The organism is Gloeocapsa sp. PCC 7428, assembly GCF_000317555.1.
In the GTDB taxonomy this organism is placed as follows: domain Bacteria; phylum Cyanobacteriota; class Cyanobacteriia; order Cyanobacteriales; family Chroococcidiopsidaceae; genus Chroogloeocystis.
Genome location: NC_019745.1, coordinates 2,187,309 through 2,206,267, shown reverse-complemented (window position 1 = coordinate 2,206,267; position 18,959 = coordinate 2,187,309). Strand labels below are relative to the sequence as shown.

The 18,959-nt window shown below is 43.4% G+C and carries 20 protein-coding genes and 1 pseudogene; 11 read left to right on the top strand and 10 right to left on the bottom strand.

Annotated elements, in window-relative coordinates; all coding sequences use genetic code 11:
* Window positions 1-156 precede the first annotated feature (156 nt).
* From GLO7428_RS09660 to GLO7428_RS09640, 5 genes and pseudogenes are all read left to right on the top strand, one after another.
* Complete coding sequence (locus tag GLO7428_RS09660) at window positions 157-1,464, top strand: HEAT repeat domain-containing protein (RefSeq protein ID WP_015188380.1); 1,308 nt, start codon at window positions 157-159, stop codon at window positions 1,462-1,464.
* A gap of 226 nt (window positions 1,465-1,690) precedes the next feature.
* A complete protein-coding gene (locus GLO7428_RS09655; RefSeq protein WP_015188379.1) occupies window positions 1,691-2,659 on the top strand; it encodes a LysR family transcriptional regulator in 969 nt (322 codons plus the stop codon).
* A 56-nt stretch (window positions 2,660-2,715) separates the two neighbouring features.
* Entirely contained in the window at window positions 2,716-3,792 is a 1,077-nt protein-coding gene (locus GLO7428_RS09650) for an anthranilate phosphoribosyltransferase family protein (RefSeq protein WP_015188378.1), read from the top strand.
* Between the two features lie 402 nt (window positions 3,793-4,194).
* On the top strand, window positions 4,195-4,800 hold the full coding sequence (locus tag GLO7428_RS09645) for a FeoA family protein (protein ID WP_015188377.1): 606 nt from the start codon (window positions 4,195-4,197) through the stop codon (window positions 4,798-4,800).
* Between the two features lie 43 nt (window positions 4,801-4,843).
* A pseudogene (locus GLO7428_RS09640) lies at window positions 4,844-5,041 on the top strand (FeoC-like transcriptional regulator); the annotation flags it as partial.
* On the opposite strand, the gene panD reads toward GLO7428_RS09640, so the two are convergent.
* The 3 genes from panD to GLO7428_RS09625 form a co-directional block, all read right to left on the bottom strand.
* The gene (panD, locus tag GLO7428_RS09635) at window positions 5,014-5,397 is read right to left on the bottom strand and encodes an aspartate 1-decarboxylase (protein ID WP_015188376.1); all 384 of its coding nucleotides are present in this window, start codon (window positions 5,395-5,397) and stop codon (window positions 5,014-5,016) included. The pseudogene GLO7428_RS09640 and the gene panD sit on opposite strands and share 28 nt — an antisense overlap.
* Window positions 5,398-5,498: 101 nt before the next feature.
* The gene (locus tag GLO7428_RS09630) at window positions 5,499-6,038 is read right to left on the bottom strand and encodes an inorganic diphosphatase (protein ID WP_015188375.1); all 540 of its coding nucleotides are present in this window, start codon (window positions 6,036-6,038) and stop codon (window positions 5,499-5,501) included.
* Window positions 6,039-6,191: 153 nt separating this feature from the next.
* Window positions 6,192-6,395 carry a hypothetical protein gene (locus tag GLO7428_RS09625; protein ID WP_015188374.1) on the bottom strand — a complete coding sequence of 68 codons (204 nt, stop codon included), beginning with the start codon at window positions 6,393-6,395 and terminating at the stop codon, window positions 6,192-6,194.
* A gap of 402 nt (window positions 6,396-6,797) precedes the next feature.
* Between GLO7428_RS09625 and GLO7428_RS09620 the strand changes: the two genes are divergently transcribed.
* The 3 genes from GLO7428_RS09620 to GLO7428_RS09610 all read left to right on the top strand — a co-directional run bounded on the left by GLO7428_RS09620 (window position 6,798) and on the right by GLO7428_RS09610 (window position 9,294).
* Complete coding sequence (locus GLO7428_RS09620) at window positions 6,798-8,126, top strand: chloride channel protein (protein WP_015188373.1); 1,329 nt, start codon at window positions 6,798-6,800, stop codon at window positions 8,124-8,126.
* Between the two features lie 227 nt (window positions 8,127-8,353).
* Window positions 8,354-8,821 carry a phosphate-starvation-inducible PsiE family protein gene (locus tag GLO7428_RS09615; protein ID WP_015188372.1) on the top strand — a complete coding sequence of 156 codons (468 nt, stop codon included), beginning with the start codon at window positions 8,354-8,356 and terminating at the stop codon, window positions 8,819-8,821.
* Between the two features lie 23 nt (window positions 8,822-8,844).
* A complete protein-coding gene (locus GLO7428_RS09610; RefSeq protein ID WP_015188371.1) occupies window positions 8,845-9,294 on the top strand; it encodes a nitrate reductase associated protein in 450 nt (149 codons plus the stop codon).
* Window positions 9,295-9,327: 33 nt separating this feature from the next.
* On the opposite strand, the gene GLO7428_RS09605 is transcribed toward GLO7428_RS09610, so the two are convergent.
* From GLO7428_RS09605 to GLO7428_RS09590, 4 genes are all read right to left on the bottom strand, one after another.
* Window positions 9,328-10,089 carry a HEAT repeat domain-containing protein gene (locus tag GLO7428_RS09605; protein ID WP_015188370.1) on the bottom strand — a complete coding sequence of 254 codons (762 nt, stop codon included), beginning with the start codon at window positions 10,087-10,089 and terminating at the stop codon, window positions 9,328-9,330.
* Between the two features lie 201 nt (window positions 10,090-10,290).
* A complete protein-coding gene (locus tag GLO7428_RS09600) occupies window positions 10,291-10,791 on the bottom strand; it encodes an N-acetyltransferase (RefSeq protein ID WP_015188369.1) in 501 nt (166 codons plus the stop codon).
* Window positions 10,784-11,002, bottom strand: a complete 219-nt coding sequence (locus tag GLO7428_RS09595) for a hypothetical protein (RefSeq protein ID WP_015188368.1) — start codon at window positions 11,000-11,002, stop codon at window positions 10,784-10,786. Before GLO7428_RS09595 ends, GLO7428_RS09600 begins: the two co-directional genes overlap by 8 nt.
* A gap of 123 nt (window positions 11,003-11,125) precedes the next feature.
* A complete protein-coding gene (locus GLO7428_RS09590; protein WP_051038500.1) occupies window positions 11,126-12,340 on the bottom strand; it encodes an MFS transporter in 1,215 nt (404 codons plus the stop codon).
* A 242-nt stretch (window positions 12,341-12,582) separates the two neighbouring features.
* On the opposite strand from GLO7428_RS09590, the gene GLO7428_RS09585 reads away from it, so the two are divergent.
* Window positions 12,583-13,164, top strand: a complete 582-nt coding sequence (locus GLO7428_RS09585; protein ID WP_041918575.1) for a Uma2 family endonuclease — start codon at window positions 12,583-12,585, stop codon at window positions 13,162-13,164.
* Window positions 13,165-13,499: 335 nt separating this feature from the next.
* Window positions 13,500-13,727, top strand: coding sequence for a hypothetical protein (locus tag GLO7428_RS09580; protein WP_015188365.1), 228 nt, complete (start codon window positions 13,500-13,502; stop codon window positions 13,725-13,727).
* Window positions 13,728-13,770: 43 nt separating this feature from the next.
* Here GLO7428_RS09580 and GLO7428_RS09575 read toward each other — a convergent pair whose 3' ends face one another.
* The 3 genes from GLO7428_RS09575 to dndD form a co-directional block, all read right to left on the bottom strand.
* On the bottom strand, window positions 13,771-15,294 hold the full coding sequence (locus GLO7428_RS09575) for a DNA phosphorothioation-associated putative methyltransferase (RefSeq protein WP_015188364.1): 1,524 nt from the start codon (window positions 15,292-15,294) through the stop codon (window positions 13,771-13,773).
* Window positions 15,295-15,348: 54 nt separating this feature from the next.
* Window positions 15,349-15,735, bottom strand: a complete 387-nt coding sequence (gene dndE, locus GLO7428_RS09570; RefSeq protein ID WP_015188363.1) for a DNA sulfur modification protein DndE — start codon at window positions 15,733-15,735, stop codon at window positions 15,349-15,351.
* Window positions 15,736-15,857: 122 nt separating this feature from the next.
* Window positions 15,858-17,837: a DNA sulfur modification protein DndD gene (dndD, locus tag GLO7428_RS09565; RefSeq protein WP_015188362.1), complete on the bottom strand. Its 1,980-nt coding sequence runs from the start codon at window positions 17,835-17,837 to the stop codon at window positions 15,858-15,860.
* A 303-nt stretch (window positions 17,838-18,140) separates the two neighbouring features.
* On the opposite strand from dndD, the gene GLO7428_RS09560 reads away from it, so the two are divergent.
* Entirely contained in the window at window positions 18,141-18,692 is a 552-nt protein-coding gene (locus tag GLO7428_RS09560) for a L,D-transpeptidase (RefSeq protein ID WP_015188361.1), read from the top strand.
* The last annotated feature ends 267 nt before the right edge of the window (window positions 18,693-18,959 follow it).

Sequence of the window (18,959 nt, the reverse complement as noted above, 5' to 3'; positions counted from 1 at the left end):
CCCAGAACAGGTAAAGTATTCTCAGTTTCAGCAACGATGGATTGCACCTAGCTGAAAGGAGAAAACACAAGCGGGACTTGACAGAACTCATTGAAAATCGAAAATAATTTGGTTGCGATCGCGTTAAGCTATTCCTAATCTGCATACTCAGCAATCGTGAACACAAGTATTCAACTTCAGTTGGAGCAAGCACAGGTAGCGTTTAGTGCAAGAGATTGGTCATTACTCGTGCAATGTTTGCAGCAGCTAATTCCTGGAGGAAAGCGCGAGCAAGTTAGGATGAATACGGCACCTGAAGCAGCGCAACTCCTCGATTTGGCAATGGCTGCGCTACTCGCGGGAGATTTTCAACACCGCTGGGATGTAGCAAAACTAATTCCTCGCTTGGGAGTAAGCACGATCGCTCGACTTGTCGAAATTCTCGAAGACGAAGACGATGACGAATTGTGTTGGTTTGCTGTGCGCATTTTAGGTGAATTTGACCATCCACAAGCGATCGCAGCTTTGGTAGAACTGATCAAAACAACCGAGAATGAAGAATTACAAGCAGTCGCCGCAACAGCACTCGGACAAATTGGCAAAAGTGCAATCGCACCACTTACCGAATTATTAGCAGCAGAAGATACGCGGTTACTCGCAGTGCGATCGCTTGCGTACATCCGGCGATCCGAAACCATTACGCCATTACTCAGCGTAGTTGGCGATCCCCAACCAAATGTTCGCGCTGTGGCGATCGAAGCTTTGAGTAGTTTTCACGATCCCCAAGTTCCGCCAGTCTTATTAAACGCTTTAGATGATATTGCTGCGCCTGTAAGACGCGAAGCAGTACTAGGTTTAGGCTTTCGTGCTGACTTATGCACAGAATTAGACCTTGTTGCACGGATCTTGCCAAAACTTTACGATTTTAATCTTGACGTGTGTCATGCAGCAGCGATCGCATTGGGGCGATTAGGGACGGATGCAGCGGTTCATGGTTTGTACAAAGTACTGCAATCACCGCATACGCCAGAGTCACTCCGAATTGAAATTGTTCGGGCGTTAGGTCGAATTGAATCAAACTGCGCTTTAGAATATCTTGCCTCTTACTTACAGCAGTCATCCTCAGTGCGTGTTTGTCAAGAAATTATCACAGTTCTCGGACAAGTTGAACAGCCCAGCAATCAATCAAAAGCAGCGGATATATTAATTAATCTGCTACGCTTGCAGCACCCAATCACTGAATTTGCAAGTATTAAGGGAACGATTGCCTTATCACTCGGATATCTGGGCAAATTACAAGCAATAGAGCCGTTAATCAACTTATTAGCGGATTCAGAACGCGGAGTGAAACTTCATGCGATCGCCGCACTCAAACAACTTGCGCCAGAAATTGCTTACACACAACTTCAACAAATTGCCAAGAGTGATGTAGCCCCAGAACTCAAACAAGGAGTCGCAATCGCGCTTTCTGAATGGTCTAATTAAGTAGGAACGAGGAGTTAGCGGTGAGGAGTACTTCTTGTGCGGGGGTGCAGGGGAGCAAGAAAGTTAAAAAGTTCTACTGCTTCCGGCACGCTGCGCGAACAATTCATCCCTCACTCCTCGCTCCTAACTCCTAGCCCCTTCTTCTCGCTGTATCAATCTCTACGAAAATAGATCGCTAAATCCGCTAAGTTAGTGTAAGCCTTAAATGTGATTCAGGCTACATAAAATGCGGCTAGAGCAGTTGCAAGCCTTTTTGGCGATCGCAGAAACCGGTAGTTTTCAACAAGCAGCACGCAAGTGCGGCGTGACTCAATCGACAATTAGTCGTCAAATCCAAGCCTTAGAAGCAGACTTAGGATTATCGTTGTTTCATCGGACAACTGGTGCGACGCTGACATTAGGAGGCGAACGCGTACTACCCCGCGTGCGAAAAATTTGTCAAGAGTGGCGGACAATTAAAGAAGAATTAGCAGACTTAGTTGCAGGAAAGCAGCCTGAATTGTGTATCGCGGCGATTCACTCGATTTGTTCTAACTGCTTACCTCCGGTTTTACAGCAATTTTGCCACGATTATCCTGATATTCAGTTGCGGGTAACTTCGCTCGGAAGCGATCGCGCGCTGAAAGTTCTCAAAGATGGACTTGTCGATTTGGCAATTGTGATGAATAATCGCTTTTTGACAACAGGTTCCGAAATGGTCGTCGAAGTACTGTACGATGAACCGATTGAAGTTTTAACCGCAGCGGATCATCCCCTCGCGCAGTTTGACAAAGTTCCTTGGTTCGAGTTAGTTCGCTATCCACAAGTTGTTTTTAAAGATGGCTACGGAATGCAGCGCCTTGTCCAAGAACGATTTGAACGATTTGGCGCGACACTCCAAGCCGTTTTAGAAGTGAATACCCTCGATGCTTTTCGCGGTGTTGTCCGTCAAGGCGAATTAATTGCATTATTACCGCGTTCTGCATTGGTGGAAGCTCGCCAAGATCCGACGCTCGCAGTGCGATCGCTTGCAAATAGTGATTCTTCGACAAGCGTTGAATCAGGTTTAATGCGTCAAGTTGTGATGGTGACAACGCAAGATCGCTTGCAGATTCCCCCGATTCGACATTTTTGGCAATTAGTCAAGCAGCTAATCGTTCCGCAATTTGAACAACAAGGAAAACCGCAAGCTATCAAAAATTTGCAGGTGCGATAGTGCTAGGCTTGAACTCTTAACCCATCATTTATCTTATTTTTGATTGAGCGATCGCAATGAGCAATGCATTTCGGGATTTGCTAAAAAAAGTGGGTAGCGGTAATCATACCAGCGAGAATCTGACGCGCGAGGAAGCCGCAGCTGCAACTCGGATGATTTTACTGCAAGAAGCAACCCCAGCCCAAATCGGGGCGTTTCTCATTGCGCACCGCATCAAGCGCCCTACCGGCGAAGAGTTGGCGGGAATGCTGGATGCATATGATGAACTTGGTCATAAACTGCAACCTATTGCAACTAAACAACGCGTCTTTGTTTTAGGCTTACCTTATGACGGGCGATCGCGTACTGCACCGATTAGCCCAATTACGGCTTTACTCCTTTGTGCTGCGGGACAACCTGTGATTATGCATGGAGGCGATCGCTTACCAACAAAATACGGATTACCACTCGTTGAGATTTGGCAAGGGTTAGGCGTTGATTGGACAAGGTTATCACTCGCCCAAACGCAACAGGTATTTGAGGCGACAGGCTTGGGATTTATTTATCTACCTCAGCATTTTCCCTTGGCGCAACGTTTATTTGAATACCGCGACCAAATCGGTAAACGTCCGCCGTTTGCCACAATGGAACTGATGTGGTGTCCGTACGCAGGAGATGCACATATTGTTGCAGGTTACGTTCATCCACCAACCGAAGGTATGTTTCAAACCGCCTTTGCAGTAAGAGGAACTCAACACTTTACAACGGTAAAAGGATTAGAAGGAAGTTGCGACCTCCCCCGCGATCGCACTGCTATTATTGGCTTATCAACACTCAATTCTGACGAACCAATCGAACGTTTACACCTCATCCCGCGCGATTATGGCTTTACAACAAAGAATGTCCCATTAGAATCGACAACGCAACTATTAAATGAGATGCAATCTGTTTTACAAGGTGAACCCTCAGAATTGATGCAAACAGCTTTGTGGAATGGTGGTTTTTATCTCTGGCGGTGCGGCGTTTGTGCTGATATGCAATCGGGAATTGCGAAAGCTGAAGCTTTTCTCAGAAGCGGCGCAGTCACGCAACAACTCCAAAAAATTACCCAAGTTATTGGTTTAGTTACGCGATCGCTAGCACAACGAGCATAAATTGGAAGAGGTTAGAAATTGCAGGACTACATTACCCAATAAGTCCACCTGCGTGGACTTCGGTTGTCAAGCCGCGACTTTAGTCGCCAGGCGTAGCAGACAAATATAACGCGAGGAAATAAATAACAAGTATTTGCAATATATTTTAAGTTGAGTGAGTTCCTCTCAAGGAGTGATTACTCGCCTGCCTAACCAGCGCGAAATCTTCAAACTTAGCAAACAAAAGCATTTGCAGTATTTTTCGTTTTTCACTACTAGCGTTTCTGATTACCCTTCAATGATAAAGATTTGTGAATACAAATATAAATTCTCTCTTAAAAACTGCAAGTTTTGGGCTTTATTTGAGAATATTTTTGAATAAGTCTATGAGCATAATTCTCAGGAATTCGGGAGAGCGATCGCATGAAAGACCCGAACGATACACGCCACCAAAGTCGCACAGGGTGGGGGTTTACATTTTTTGGCGGTACAGATACCTATCAAGAACAAAGCAGTATCGCGCCACACACGAATCAAACGTCATTTCCGTTAACGATGGCAAACGTAGGCGATCGCGTGTGGATTGTCAAACTCAATGGCGAAGATGGATTCGCACGGCGGCTAATGGATATGGGTTTAACACTCGGATGCGAACTTCAGATCGTCAGTCGTACCGCGAGTGGCTCGGTTGTCGTGGGTATTCAAGATAATCGCATTGGGTTAGGTGCAGGAATGGCGCATCAAGTTGTAGTCACAGCAGTACATCAAGCGCAACACCAGCAAGGCAAAACGAATACCAAACTACGTAATTTAGCAGTAGGTTGTCGAGGGCGCGTCGTTGGTTACGAGCAAACCGCCCGCGCTTACCGCGAAAAATTGTTACCGATGGGATTAACACCAGGAACCGAGTTTACTGTTACCCGTCATGCGCCGCTGGGCGATCCGATCGAAATTGAAGTCCGAGGCTTCCACCTTAGTTTACGCAAAGACGAAGCTGATGCGTTACGCATTGAGGAGGTGCAATCGTGACGAAGCGGACAATTGCGCTAGCAGATAATCCCAACAAGGAAAAGCATCGCTGGCGCAAATGGAACTTCACTTTCACATCGATGCGGATGCGCTGCGGGGAATGTTACAGCAACTTGTCCGCAAAGGTAGAGTGCGCAAGCTACCGATTCCGCCTTGTTGTCAAGGTTGCGTTAGCTGTCGTCCAGAACATCTTGAGTTTTACGAATCAACTCATCAAACTTGCGCTAATAAATCATCGTAACGTCGGACTTCTAGGAGGCGATTGCGTTCAGTGACTAACACAACTGTTGGACAGTAACTTTTGAGTTCTTCAGGTGTAAATTGCGCATACGTCATGATAATCAAGCGATCGCCTGGCATTCCGAGTCTTGCCGCAGCGCCGTTTAACTCGATCGCGCCTGAATTTGGCGGTGCGGCGATCGCATACGTGATCAGCCGTTCTCCATTCGTAACATTAACAACTTGCACTTGCTCATAAGGTAGTATGCCTGCGGCATCGAGTAATGTTTGATCGATACTAATACTACCGACATAATGCAGGTTAGCCGCTGTGAGCGTGCAACTGTGGATTTTAGCTAATAGTAGCGTGCGTTGCATGAAAAAAGGCGCTTGAGTTGAGTGCTAGAATCGTTTTCCCGATTGATTGCAGAAAACGACTCTAACGCTATGATAGTAGCTTTGTCACAGGGTGCGTGTTGTTATTCCTCGGCTTCCGAATCGCGCCCTTGTTCGCTACCAGCTTTGATGCATCTTTCTACTAAAGGCATAACCTGATCGATGTCTTCCCAGCCACGAATTTCTGTGACTTTCTGTTCCAGATTTTTGTAGCTGCGGAAAAACTCAGCAATTTCATCTAATCGATGCGGTGCGATGTCTGCAAGCGATTTAACGTGTTTGTAACGAGGATCTTTATCAGGAACACACAGAATTTTTTCATCATGATCGCCGCCGTCAATCATAATCAACATTCCAATCGGACGCGCCGCAATTACACATCCTGGAAATGTTGGTTCGTCCATCAATACCATGCCATCAAGCGGATCGCCATCGTCAGCAAGAGTATTAGGGACAAAGCCATAATCGTAAGGATACTGCACTGAGGAGTACAATACTCGATCTAAAGCAAACGCCTGCAAATCTTTATCGTATTCGTACTTATTTTTGCTTCCAGCAGTAATTTCAATTAAAACGTTGATCACGCCAGGTTTTGGTTGAGGCGGAATACGGTTTAAGTCCACAACAACATTACTCCAATTTAACAGCTGTTTTAGGGTGCAGTTCCGTTAGCTCCCCGTGTAGCATTTTAGGGTATGACGGACAACTACAAACCCTTAACTGTTAAAAAAGCTGTTAGCTTGCTATTAGCGGATATCAAACCAGCATAAATTTCATCACCATCCATCGGTTTTCATCCCTGCTCTTTGCAAGGGGTAAGATATAGGTTGCACATTCGTCAGAATATTTCTGTCAGAGTACTGAGCGATCGCCACAATCGGGGCTGTCAGCGTCAACAACGCGATTGCTGTTCCTACAATGTCTGCCAACTTATGAGAAGGTTTCTCGCCACTGGCAGACGGACTACTACTAGATTCCATAAAGAAGTTCTACTGAACCTGAATGAGCTTTGACTAAATCTGAAAGGATTTGACCTTTCTATTGTCATTTTAACAATTCTTTTCTAGCACACTGTTTTCTAACCAACAAATCTTATACTTTGTATCTGCACAACTTATGGAAGTTGCAGCAGACGAGCTTGTTACATAAGTACATTTACTGATACAAGAATGCAGGCACGTTGAGCTTAGTATCGCGTTCCAAAAGTCTAGTACATATCGCACATTTTTTGTTAATTGTCAATAAGCTATTGAGAAGATTTTAGTTAATCTGCCCAAGCTGTAAAGTGCGTTGCGTTCGGTAACAATGTCTACAACACTTTTAAGCGATCGCAAATAAGTTAATAAAAAAGAATTTTGCTTGAAAGCCTAATAGGACATTTTATGTCATCATCAGCTTCTAGCCAAAGTGCGATCGCAGGTAATTCTGAAGTAGACCGTACAAATGAGGAACTGAGTTATCAGCAGCTTATTTTACTTGCCGCGATGATTGGGATTGCTGGCGGCTTAGTAGCTACAATTTATTACTATTCGTTAGAACTAAGTTTAGATATTATTTGGAAAAGTGTTCCAGAGTTTCTACAATTAAGGTTTGCCAGCGAATTTTTAGCAAAGAATTATATTTGGATTGCTACTACGATTGGTGGCTTCCTTGTAGGTTTGACTTTGTATTTTCTGGGGCTTCCTGGCGAAGTTGCATTTGTTGTTGATAAAGTTCACGATCCTGGACATATCGAGATTCGTCAAACCCCAGCCATGCTGATTGCTTCTCTATTTTCAATTGCTTTTGGTGGAAGCGCAGGTCCAGAAGCACCATTAGTACAAGTTAATGGTAGTTTTGGCGGTTGGCTAGGACAAAAACTCAAGCTAACGGCGAAAAGTATTCGCGTAATGACTTTTTGCGGAATGAGTGCTGCGCTGGGTGCATTTTTTGGCGCGCCGCTGGGTGGGGCATTGTTTGCGTTAGAAATTCCGCATCGTCGCGGTCTAGAATACTATGAAGCGCTAATTCCAGCGGTACTTTCGGCAATTTTAAGTTTTTGTGTCTTTCGTCTCAATACAGGATTAACAATCGGGGGAATTTATCACTTTACAGCAATTCCTAAACTTTCGTTGATAAATTTGGTAGAAGGCGCGTTATTGGGCGGAATTGGCGCGTTAATTGCCTTATTATTTGTTCTACTATTTCGGGCTATAGGTCATCTCAGCGAGTACGCTGCAAATCGTAGAATCTTACTCGCTACTTTAGGTGGGTTATCGATTGGACTAATTGCGTATTTCTTTCCCCAAACGCTGTTTTTTGGCGAAAAAGAAATTGAAACGATTGTCGAAACTGGGGCGACATTTGGAGTGACGATGTTAGTTGCGATCGCTGTAGCGAAAATGTTAGCGATTAGTTGTACGCTGCATTCGGGTTTTCGCGGCGGGTTTATCTTTCCGCTATTTTATATTGGTGCCGCGATTGGATTGGCGATCGCGTTGGCTTTTCCCCAAATTCATCCGACGATTGGTATGGTTTGTTTGATGGCGGCGGTAAATGTTGCTGTCACAAAAACCCCCATAAGTACGAGTGTAATTCTCAGTGTGCTTTCTGATACCGCGATGCTGCCCGTAATTGTGATCGCGAGTTTTGTAAGTTTTCTTTTGACGACACAGTTATCATTGATTCAAACGCAGCGATCGCGCGCTCTTAATTTAACTGTTGTAGAGTAATTACCGCAATGGTCAATGTAGTTAGGACGTTATTAAATTTTTGAGTTTTGAGTGATGAGTGGCTAGTGATGAATTAATAGATGTATTCTCCTCTGCTCCTCTGCTCCCCTACTCCCTCTGCTTCTTCAACTCTCTGACCCCTGACTTCTGCTGTGGCACAGTATTGTGTTGAGTGACCTTAATCAAGTATCCTCGGTGCATATGATTTTACAATCGCTGTTACACAAATGTCTTGGTTAAGAAGGTTATCGCGGCGCGTCGCAGCTAGTTTTAGCGACAACAACTTTTTAAAAACAATTAGCAGCATAGAAACACTCGTATCTAAGCTACTATCTATATTGATGGTAATTGTCATTCTTGTAGCTGTTTACGATCTATTTGTCATTTTACTCCAAGACATTTTCAGTGCTCCTGTTGGTTTTTTTACAAGAACTTTGTTTGAGGTTTTTGGTTTATTTCTAAATATTTTAATTGCATTAGAGTTATTAGAAAATATTACAGCATATCTCCGAAAGCACGTTATTCAAGTTGAATTAGTAATTGTAACTTCACTCATTGCTGTTGCTAGAAAATTTATTATTTTGGACTTACAAAAAACGGGAGGCATTGATTTAATTGGTTTAGGAATTGCTATTTTGGGTTTATCAATCAGTTACTGGATTATTCGCAATGCCAAACCGCGCCAACCGCATTAACCCTGACCTCTGACCTCTGCTATATGAATGAGTTTTTTCAATTTGAGGCTGATTTTGTTGATAGTTTGCGTTGTATTCCGATGCAAGTGCGCTACAAATTAGATACGTGTGGCGTGAAATTAAAGCTATCGCACTGGACGCAATTTAGTGCTGCTGAACGCCAAGCGCTAGTCGAAAAACCTTGTAGTGGGGAACAAGCGAGTGCTTACCGCGATTTTCTCCAGCAGTTAGTCAAGCAGCATACAGGTGTTACCGCAGGAGAACTTCCCATAGAATCGCATCCAGCATGGTTAAACGATACAGCGATACCTAGCGACTTACAACTAAAAGCCCAAGAAGTTGGCGTGACAATGACATTGCAGCAGTGGCGATCGCTAACTCCTTTGCAGCGTTTTGCATTAATTAAGCTGAGTCGCCCTAGCCACGAAAACAAAAACTTTGTTCCTGCACTTCGAGAATTTCATTTACTCTAATGAGTATAGGACACTGCCGTGCCCCTCTGACCTCTAAAACCATCCTTCTTGTTCTAACGTTTCAATAAGTTGCAAACCACGCGGATCGCCCACTCCTAATAAGGAAGCTTTGGCATCTTCGCGAACGCCTAAATCTTCGTCTTCGGCAAAAGCTTGAATTAAAGCATCAACTGCTGTCGCATAAACAACATTAGAAGGCAACTCACGGCACAATTGACCGATCGCCCACGCACAATTACTACGGATTGCGGCGACGGGATCTTGTACTAACGCTTCAATAAGGGGTGGCATGGCACCCACTACCGCATCGTAACTCACTTGTGACATTTGTGCTAAAGCACTTGCTGCCCACAGTCGAACAGCAGAAATATCAGTTCGTAAAGCATCCGCCAGCGGTGCTAAAGTGCGGCGATCGCGGCAATTTCCCAAAGCCCAAACAACACCTTTACGCACATAACCATTCCAATCCTGATTGAGTTGTTCGATCAATGGTTCGACAGCATCAGGACTAGGGTTACGCCCAATACCGTATGCAGCACTGACTCGCACCAAAGGACAAGGATCGCGCAGTAAACGAATCAAATGCGGAATAGCGCGGCGATCTTCAATATCCGAAAACGCACGCGCCGCCAACATCCGTTGTTGTGTTTGCGGATGATCCAGCAGCACTAACATCGCCTCCGGATCGAATTTTGGTGTCTCTGACTCAGCACTAAGCGACCCTAGATGGTCTAAGGGACTTTCTAGCTCAATCTCCTGGTCAAGCACACTATTTATGTCATCTTCATCGTACATACTGCTACAGTATCGTATCCTACCGCCAATCTAACAGGGGGTGTTTCTTGATGATGGTAAACGGTAACAGGTAATTGGATAGACAAAAGCACCGATGACCTTTGACCAACGATCAAGCATTGTGGTTTATTCTTGCATCAATCCGAGTGCTTACGAATAGCAGTGAAAACTGCTTTATTTATTTTACGCGGCGACAGGTCTTCAAGGATCAAACGTTTTCACCATCCATATTGACGCAGATTGGTAGCCTAAGTGGTTATAAAGATTTAATGCTGATTGGTTGCACCGAAACACTTGTAAACCAATTTGGCGATCGCCTCTTTTTTTTGCCCAGGTTTCGGCATACTGCATCAAAGCTGTGCCTATTCCGCGCCGTCGGTGTTCGGGTACGACATAAAGTAGAAAGATGTGCGTATAGCGATCGCCTTTAACTTGATCGATAGCATTTCCCGCCCAAAGGCACGCGACTATGAGGGGCGAGGGGCGAGGGGCGAGGAGTGAGGGGTAATTTTCTTGTTGATTTGCTAATTCTACCCACCACAAAGGAGTTTCTTTCGAGTAGTATTGTTCAACAGTGCGGGCGAGGTGCGAGAAGTCTTGTTCGGGAAAAAGTTCCTTGTACGTGCGTTGCATGAATTTGAGTAACAACGCGCGATCAACACCACCAGCACGAATCGTATATCCAGGTATGAGTTCAGACACGAGAACTTGAGATATGTTGCAAGGGATTTTCGGCGATCGCGCTATTCACCTTGAATAACTGTGCTTGTTTAGGTATCGCCGTAGGTTCCTCAATCGGTGCAGGCGCAGCCATATCGCTGGGTAAAAAGATACGGGCGCTAACTGCAATCAAGGCAATTAAAAATCCTATAACTGCAAGGACTGGAGCTATATATTCGCGTAAGATTTTCATATTTCAAACTTTTGAGTTAACTTTATTCATTATTAATAACTCCGCGCAGCGCTAATTTTCGTTGCAGCTAGTCATTACACTTTTCTTCTTCCATCCTACAACTGAATTATTTCGTTATTCTTCTCACCTTGGTTTGGGGACAGTTACAGGTTTCGGGTTCCACGGTGCAAAGACGGGAAGTAATAACAATCCTGGAATTGCAGCGACGATACTAATAATGAAAAACAAAGACCATCCGGTGGATTCTGCCAAGGCACCAGCGGGGGCGACCAGAATATCACGACTAACAGCCATCAAACTAGAGAGTAATGCATACTGCGTTGCCGAAAATCTTTGATTGCACAAACTCATTAAAAAAGCAACAAACGCCGCAGTTCCCAAGCCTGCACAAAAGTTTTCAATATTAATTGTTAGCACCATAAAGGGGTAGTTTCTCCCTAGTTGCGCTTGCATAAAATACGCGAGGTTACTAATAGCTTGCAAGCCACCAAAGACCCACAACGAGCGATTAATCCCAATTTTACTTAAAATTGCGCCTCCTGCCAGCGCCCCAACGATTGTGGCGATTAATCCCATTCCTCCTTGAATCGCGCCAATATCGGTTTGCGTGAATCCAATTTGCAGTAAAAAGGGCGTAGACATATTATTGACTAAGGCATCGCCAAGTTTATAGAGGACGATAAAACATAAAATGAAGAATCCTGTTAGCGCGCCCAAGCGTTGAAAAAATTCACCAAAAGGTAACAAAACGGCTTCGGATAGCGAGGCGGGAAGTTGAATGTGTCCTTCGGGTTCGGGTGCAATGAGAGTACCAATCACACCGATAATCATCACCGATGCCATGAGCAAATAAACACTTGTCCAAGAAATGCGATCTGCCAAGATGAGTGCTAAAGAACCTGTAATGAGTAAAGCAACGCGATAACCTAGAACAAAAACCGCTGCACCCGCACCCATTTCTTTTTCGGCGAGAACATCTGCGCGGTAAGCATCACCAGCGATATCTTGCGTAGCACTGAAAAAAGCGACAAATAAGGCATTGATCGCGAGTAGTTGCAACGCTTGCGCGGGTTGTTGAAATCCCATGAAGGCGATCGCTAAAATTAAGCCAATTTGCAGTGCAATTAACCAGCCGCGCCGTCGCCCCAAAAATGGTAACGCAAAGCGATCGAGTATCGGTGCCCAAAGAAACTTGAGCGAATACGGTAAAGCCACCAAACTAAACAACCCAATCGATTTTAAATCGACTCCTTCAACAGTCATCCACGCTTGTAGTGTTTTGCTCGTTAGTAACAACGGTAAACCTGATGAAACGCCCAATAACAGTAATGCCACCATTTTGCGGCTTTGAAAGACTTGCAGTAGCGATCGATTAGCCACTCTTTCCACCTTGTATAACTTCGGATTTTAGATTTTGGATTGAGAACAAATGTTATCGCAAGTAGTTTAACTAATTTCACTATTGGGAATGGAATTGCTTCTTTGCCCAAGAAGTCCTTAATCTCAAGTACAGACGCAATGTGCTAAATTCAAGTACACGACTTTACCGCAAATAGTTGCAGATCGGCAAGATGACTTCTATGCTCACTCTGCCTCTGACTCTTAACCTGCAATCAGTTCATTTGACCGATGAACAGTTTTATCAATTATGCATCTCGAATCCAGAGCTTCGAGTCGAACGCGATGCCGATGGAGATTTAATTATCATGCCACCTGTAGGCGGCAACAGTGGCAACCGCGAACTCGAACTCGGTACTGATTTGGCAATTTGGAATCGTCAAACACAACTGGGAAAAGTTTTTAGTTCTTCAACAATTTTTAAGCTACCTAGTGGCGGCGATCGCTCTCCTGACGCGGCATGGATCGAGTTATCTCGCTGGCAGGCACTCACACCACAACAACGGCAAAAGTTTCCGCCAATCGCGCCAGATTTTGTATTAGAATTACGTTCTCCAACCGATTCGCTGGAAATGCTTCAGGCTAAGATGCAAGAATACCTTGATAGCGGTGTCCGTCTCGGTTGGTTATTTAATCCTCAGGATCAACAAGTAGAAATTTATCGATTAGGACAAGCAAAAGAAACGCGATCGCTACCTACCCAGCTGTCGGGTGAAGATGTGCTACCAGGGTTTACCCTACAAGTCAAACGATTTGAGGAGTAATTAGCATTTTAACTGTGACTGCAATTTTTCTAGAAGTTGTTAGAGTTCTGTTAATTATGTCACCGTCGGGTAGAAAACAACTCGAATAGATGCATCTCGCTGTGACTGGAATTAGGTGTATGAGCAAACTGTGATCCAATCGAGGGCAGACTGAATTGACACTACTATAGCGACAAGTTCATGCGGCGCAACTCCATCTTCTACAAGCTGTTTCAACAAATTCCCACCCTTGGAATCTTCGCAACATACCTCGACTGAAATGCTTCAGGGTAGAGAAAACGACAGCGCAGCGACAAAGGTGAGAGAATATAGCCATAGAATTCATGTAAAACTTTATGGCTATTACAAAGCTATTACCAACACTGAAGCAATTACCTCGAACTGAAAAATTGAAGGTGATGCAGTTTTTATTAGCAGAGTTAGTCAAGGAGGAAAAAATTACTGTGCTGCAACAGACAACTCCATCTTTAAATTCTGACTATCCGCTGCGTGGATTACCGCTGGTGGTTGCTGAAGATTTTGATGAGCCCGATCGCCTTGAGAACCCAAACAGTGCGTTTTGATTTTTTCAGCGCTTCACCTACCAAGCGATCGCCTTAATAAGCGTCATTTGGAAATGATGCGATCGCCTTTAATCTCCACACCTTTTTCCTCTAACCATTTTTGCCAACCGTCGCGTGTTCCGATAGTGCGCGTATTCTTGAATAACCCTAATTTTTCTTCGCGCCGCGTCAATTTCGCAAATTTTTCGTACAGCGGGTAACTCGGTGTCACAAAAGTTTCTTTACGATGCAGAATTGGCGGATTTGCCACAGTGTCATACTCGCGATAGACCACACTGAGGTTTTGCAAGTCAATTTGCATACTTGTGTGTAAAGCTGGATGCGCCTGTGTGTCGAAATCTGGATAGAAAAGATACGATATTTTGGGTTTATCTGTATAAAATTTAACTAATGTCGCATTATCCATGCGTCCAATCGTGCGGCTAGCGCAACCTTCATATATTCGCAGTAACGGATCGAGTTCGGGTAACGCCGAAACATGGACATATAATGCTGTTGGTAAGAGTTTACCAATTTTACTTTGCTTGCACGTTTGAGCAACAACGCCAGGTTTTCCCAAGCTAAACAGCATTTTATCCGCAACTTGGCAAGCTTCTTGATACGTACCAAAAAAGGCTTTGATGTCTTGACGAAGTTCAGGCGCAAGCTGATTAAATCCAGGACGTTTACCAAACTGCGTTAACGCAAGATAAACTAAAATATCCAACGAACGACGATACGCGATCGCATCCCACTCGGCTTCATCAGTAGCTTGCAAAATCACATTATAAGCGCGGCGAAAAGTCCCAAATTCGAGTAATATCTCGGTTTGTGCCGCTGTCTTGGAAACTTTCGCATCGTGACGGGAGCCGCCCGCCGCAGGATGCCCAACGGGCTGTAGACGCGAAGTTTCCGCTAATTCACCTTTAACGGGTAATCTGCCACGTTCGGTAACAAAATTAATCAGTGGCATTAGGAGTTCTTGATAATCTTCAAACCGCTTACTCGGCGTGCGGACGCGCGGTGTCAAACTCCGCGAACGAAAGCGTAAAGCCCGAAAGCTTTCTTTTTCAGTGTCATCGCGAAAGACAAAGTAAATTCCTAACGCGACAGGGACAGCATCAACTTGCAGAACTTCATCGATGTATAATTTTAATTCTTCTTGCTCGTAATATTTCTGGAACGTATTGCGTCGAGTGACAATGCCATCACCATAAGCAATTTTGGCATTGCTGCGGTCATGAATTAAAACTTGGGCCGCAACAATTAAAACTTTTTGTGTCAGGTTCCAAGCTTGACACAGCGCTTCGCGGCGTTCTTCGGGGTCTTCAATGACGTTGAGAACATAGCCCAAATTAACAATATCCGCAGCCGTACGCGGCGTATCAGGACGGTAGTACGGGTCCCACCCCGCACAGGTGTAATGACGCGCTGCTAAGCGCTCAACATCACCACCGTAGCCGCAACCGTAATCAAAGAACGTGGTATCGTTATTTACGATTGCCCATTCTATAGCTAATCGCACCGGACGTGATAAATCAGTACGCGCGATCGCGGCTCTATGACGTTCAATTTCCAGAGCTTCCATGACAAATCAAACTTTTGTGTTTGATTATAGAAGCAAACTTGGCAAATGAAAGCTTCATTTCGGCAAAGCTAATTCAATTAAATCTTCAATTTTCTTGATATTCGGATCACCAGCTAGATAACCAATCCCGCGATGCAAGTGCAGGCGAAACTGTGTTGCTAGCGTTTCCTTGTCAGTACCCAAGCCATCATTGTGACAGCGTTGTTTCAAAGCGATCGCTAGTATATCGGAGAGATCTCCACCAAACACGCGCCACGTCATCTCTACGTTACTATCCGCAGGAATTGGTATTGGTGACGGAATAGCAGGTTCAGCAAGCGATCGACAAAATCCCCAGCGACACAAAATATTCCACTGGTCAATTTTAGTGATGCGTTTAAGTTTAGTTAATTGGTCTTTTGCCGTTTGTGATAAATGAATGCGATCAATTGGTGGTTCCATAATAGAGCTAGCAGGATAGTAGGGTAGTAGGGTAGGCGGGTAGTTGGGTTATTGAGTATTAAAGAGCAATAATCATCAAATCTCTCCCACACCTGCCACACTTTTTCACTTCCACTAACTCGTTACCAGAAATAACCTGGTTCGATAATGGTGCAACGTTTTGCTGAATCGTATTTTAGAAGATATTCGCGGGCGATCGCATCGTTAGCACGGAGTTGTTTAACTTCATTTTTACCGATTTCAGTATCTGTAGAAAACAGCATGACTTGGTGACTCGCGGAAGGAAAGTAACGTTCAACTAAGTTATTGCGGTGCGAAGAATCGAGTCGCCCTAATGGTGTATCAATCGCAATTGGGAGGTTGCGCCCTGAGACACGTGCTAATCCCCACAATAGGGCGATCGCGAGTAATTGCTTTTCTCCCGCAGAAAGACGATGCTTTGGTACTAATTGTCCTTGAAAATCGTAAAGCGAAAGACTAAAAGTATCTGTATCAATTGCAACTCGATGCACTAAATCCGACTTATGCAGCAAGTATAAAAAACACTCTGTAATCACAGACTCTAATTGATTTAGTTTACGCAACGTTAGTTTTTCTCGAAATAGTTTCAGTGTTGTTTGTACTTTAGTTGATGCGGTAATAATATGTTCGTCATTTTTTCTATCAATATTTTCCTCGCTATATTGTGCTAACTCTTTTTTCGTATTTTCAATAACTGTTGCTAATTCGTCGCATCGTCTTCTTGCTAACTCATAAGCAGCTTTAACGTTAGCAAGTTCACTTTGAGCCAATTTAACTGCATCACCTAGTTGTTCGTAAACTTCTGGTGCAGGTGCGACTGCTAGTTGTCTCTCAATTGCTGCTAAATTTTCTTCTTGAATTTTGAGATTATTAAGTTGTTTTTTTGCTAAAGACTGCGAATCTGCTAAATCACGGGTAAGAATTTGATTAAGTTGAAAAATACTTTCTTCATCAGCTAATAGCCACAATTCTTTTAACTGAATATCTTGGTTTAAAGCTTCAATTTCTTGCTCGAAAAATAATTTAATTTTTTCAAATTGCTCACTGTCTAATCCTATTTTAGTAACGTATTGCAAAAATTTTCGCTCTTGCTCAGATAATACATCTTTATTCACTTGTGCTTGCTGTTGTCGGTATTCTTGTTGTACTTGAGTATGCGCTTGAACAAGAAGCGGTGATATCAAACTCAAGGGTAAAATTCCACTAGCTAATTCAGTAAGCGCATCACGGTGGCGTGTGACTGCTTCTTGCTGATAACATAACTGAATTTCTAGTTGACTGCGTTCAGCCGCAATTTTACCACCTTCTAAAATAAATTTATCTGAAGCTTCTTGCTGGTGCTTTTGCGCATAAGTTAATTTATCTTGAATTGTTGCTAAATGGTCTTTGGCAATTTGATATTCTTTTTGCTGATGATTCAGTTTTTGTTCAATATCTTCTAAAGTTATGAGTGCTTGACTATCGGCAATAAGTTTGCGTCGCCGATTCACTAAAATTTCTATATCTGTTGCCAATCGTTCAGCTAATTCTAACCCAAGCAAAGAGCGAATTGCTTCAACAACCATTGGAGTAGGTACATCTTGTTCGGCTAACTCTTTAACTTGTTCGCCGTCGAATAAAAATAAATTTGAAATTCCTAAAGGAAGTAAATCTTCAATTCGTTCATCCCAAATTTGAGCCAAAGCACTATCAGGCCAATCGTCAACTAAAATCCCCAATGTATCTTTACCATTACGAGGGTTTTTAGTCCAACTACGTTTAATCCGAAATTCAACTTGGACATTATCTAAAATATTTTCAAAAGCTAGTTCAATTGCAGTTTCTTCGCCAATGGCAGTGTAACGGTTAACTGATTGTGTTAAAAAGTCAGGATAACTCAAGTTACCCCGCGTAGAACATTGAGCGCGATGTCCGTATAAAGCAAGACGAATTGCATCCATAAGCGTAGTTTTTCCGCCACCATTCATCCCACCAAATAAAATAATCGGGCAAAACCGCTCATCTTCTTTAGGACGCAAATTAATAACTTGTCGTCCTAGATAAGGACCAAAATTTTGTAGTACAAGTTCAATAAATATCACTTTTTTATATTGAATATTATAATTTTAGAGCTAGAGTGTAATAGTTGATAAATGCTTATCAGAATTTGATATTCATCTCATATTTAATGACTTCAATACTGTAAAAAATACTCATAGCCCCAATTAATATTATTAAAGTTTGGTGCGATTTACCTGTTCTTCATGATCGAGTAAATTACTTGTAAGAAAGTCATTTTAACAAATAATCGCCTTGGTTTTATAACCTAAGTCAGATGTTTTATGGCTAAGTTTGCTGCTTTCTAGATAAAATAGTTGTTTTTACCCAGAGACTAGATTTTTCAGATGATCAAGCAACTATTTGCAGTGGCGGGTGTAGTCGTAGCAATCAATGTCGCTACTCACCAGATTGCTCATCAGCAAAATTTATCAGAATCGCAGCCATCTGTCATCCAATCGGCTATCTCTCAACCCCCTACTAATCAGCCAGTCAATCGCGTGACTCCGCCTTTAAGGTTAAAGATTCAGCTAAATAGCCGTAAGGTCACTCTGTATCAGGGAGAAACACCGATTAAAAGCTATCCTATTGCAGTCGGTCGTCCTGGCTGGGAAACTCCGACTGGTAATTTTCGCGTAGGTCAAATGTTAAAAAATCCTACTTGGATTAGTCCCTTAACGGATGAGAGAATTCCAGGGGGACATCCTGAAAATCCTCTAGGATCGTATTGGATTGGGTTTTGGAGTGATGGGAGAAATTCGATCGGTTTTCATGGTACTCCTAATTCTGAAACAGTAGGTACAGCAGCTTCTCACGGCTGTATTCGGATGTACAACAAAGATGTTGAGGAGTTATTCAGTCAAGTGAGGTTAGGCACTCTTGTCACAGTTGTGGAATAGCTCAATTATCACATAGTTCCTCGTTACTTTGTAGTGTATAAAAAAGTACTTGATTTAGTCATTCAACTTGGGTTGTGTAAGTAAAAAAATCATAGTATTACACGTCAATTAGCATTGATAAACAAAACGTATCAAAAGCACAAACTACGACTCAAGGAAGAGAAAATTTTTAACACATCTCCCTAAACTGAGTAAAAATTCTTGGTTCGACTTTTACGAACCCACCTCAGGCGAAACTTAATGACATTTATTCGATAGTTCGCCTTG

Excerpts from the sequence above, each read along its gene's own strand:
- GLO7428_RS09625 (WP_015188374.1), bottom strand. The coding sequence starts at position 6,395 with ATGGAATCTAGTAGTAGTCCGTCTGCCAGTGGCGAGAAACCTTCTCAT.
- GLO7428_RS09610 (WP_015188371.1), top strand. The coding sequence starts at position 8,845 with ATGAATGAGTTTTTTCAATTTGAGGCTGATTTTGTTGATAGTTTGCGT.
- panD (WP_015188376.1), bottom strand. The coding sequence starts at position 5,397 with ATGCAACGCACGCTACTATTAGCTAAAATCCACAGTTGCACGCTCACA.
- GLO7428_RS09575 (WP_015188364.1), bottom strand. The coding sequence starts at position 15,294 with ATGGAAGCTCTGGAAATTGAACGTCATAGAGCCGCGATCGCGCGTACT.
- dndE (WP_015188363.1), bottom strand. The coding sequence starts at position 15,735 with ATGGAACCACCAATTGATCGCATTCATTTATCACAAACGGCAAAAGAC.
- GLO7428_RS09620 (WP_015188373.1), top strand. The coding sequence starts at position 6,798 with ATGTCATCATCAGCTTCTAGCCAAAGTGCGATCGCAGGTAATTCTGAA.
- GLO7428_RS09580 (WP_015188365.1), top strand. The coding sequence starts at position 13,500 with ATGGCTATTACAAAGCTATTACCAACACTGAAGCAATTACCTCGAACT.
- GLO7428_RS09595 (WP_015188368.1), bottom strand. The coding sequence starts at position 11,002 with ATGAAAATCTTACGCGAATATATAGCTCCAGTCCTTGCAGTTATAGGA.
- GLO7428_RS09590 (WP_051038500.1), bottom strand. The coding sequence starts at position 12,340 with ATGGTGGCATTACTGTTATTGGGCGTTTCATCAGGTTTACCGTTGTTA.
- GLO7428_RS09645 (WP_015188377.1), top strand. The coding sequence starts at position 4,195 with ATGAAAGACCCGAACGATACACGCCACCAAAGTCGCACAGGGTGGGGG.
- GLO7428_RS09650 (WP_015188378.1), top strand. The coding sequence starts at position 2,716 with ATGAGCAATGCATTTCGGGATTTGCTAAAAAAAGTGGGTAGCGGTAAT.
- GLO7428_RS09655 (WP_015188379.1), top strand. The coding sequence starts at position 1,691 with ATGCGGCTAGAGCAGTTGCAAGCCTTTTTGGCGATCGCAGAAACCGGT.
- GLO7428_RS09585 (WP_041918575.1), top strand. The coding sequence starts at position 12,583 with ATGCTCACTCTGCCTCTGACTCTTAACCTGCAATCAGTTCATTTGACC.
- GLO7428_RS09615 (WP_015188372.1), top strand. The coding sequence starts at position 8,354 with ATGTCTTGGTTAAGAAGGTTATCGCGGCGCGTCGCAGCTAGTTTTAGC.
- GLO7428_RS09560 (WP_015188361.1), top strand. The coding sequence starts at position 18,141 with ATGATCAAGCAACTATTTGCAGTGGCGGGTGTAGTCGTAGCAATCAAT.
- GLO7428_RS09605 (WP_015188370.1), bottom strand. The coding sequence starts at position 10,089 with ATGTACGATGAAGATGACATAAATAGTGTGCTTGACCAGGAGATTGAG.